At 68.6% G+C, this 605-nt stretch carries 1 protein-coding gene; it reads left to right on the forward strand.

Translation table 11 applies throughout. The features are described from left to right. Positions 1–85: 85 nt before the first annotated feature. Positions 86–605 (forward strand): efflux RND transporter permease subunit (locus MOV75_RS41130; protein ID WP_247008588.1); only part of this gene is annotated, 520 nt, incomplete at its 3' end.

A 605-nucleotide genomic window follows, 5' to 3' on the forward strand; every position in this document is an offset into this window, starting at 1 on the left:
GCATCAACCGCCGCCTCGAGCAGGCGATGCCGCCGGCCGAATCCGGCGACCCGCCGGTCGCGGGCGCGACCGAGGGGATGCAGTGATGGCATCGATCTCGGAGCCCTTCATCCGCCGCCCGGTCGCGACCACGCTGCTGTCGATCGGGTTATTCCTGCTGGGTGCGGTCGCTTATCAGTTCCTTCCCGTCGCCTCGGTCCCGAACGTCGACTTCCCCGCCATCTTCGTCTCGGCCAGCCGGCCCGGCGCCGACCCGTCCGTGATGGCGGCGACCGTGGCCTCGCCGCTGGAGCGGCGGTTAGGTGAGATATCCGGCATCAACCAGATCACCTCGACGTCGTCGCTCGGCGTCTCCAACATCCAGCTCCAGTTCGACATCGGCCGCAATATCGACAAGGCCGCGCGCGACGTGCAGGCCGCGATCAACGCCTCGCTGGTGGACCTGCCGAGCGACCTGCCGACGCTGCCAAAATTCCGGAAGGCGAACACGGCCGGCGCGCCCGTCTTCGTGCTGGCGCTGACCTCGAAGACATTGTCGGCGAGCGCGATCTACGACGTCGCCGATACGGTGCTGGCGCAGCGCATCTCGCAGGTGCCCGGCGTCG

Source organism: Bradyrhizobium sp. PRIMUS42 (assembly GCF_023006515.1).
In the GTDB taxonomy this organism is placed as follows: Bacteria; Pseudomonadota; Alphaproteobacteria; order Rhizobiales; family Xanthobacteraceae; genus Bradyrhizobium.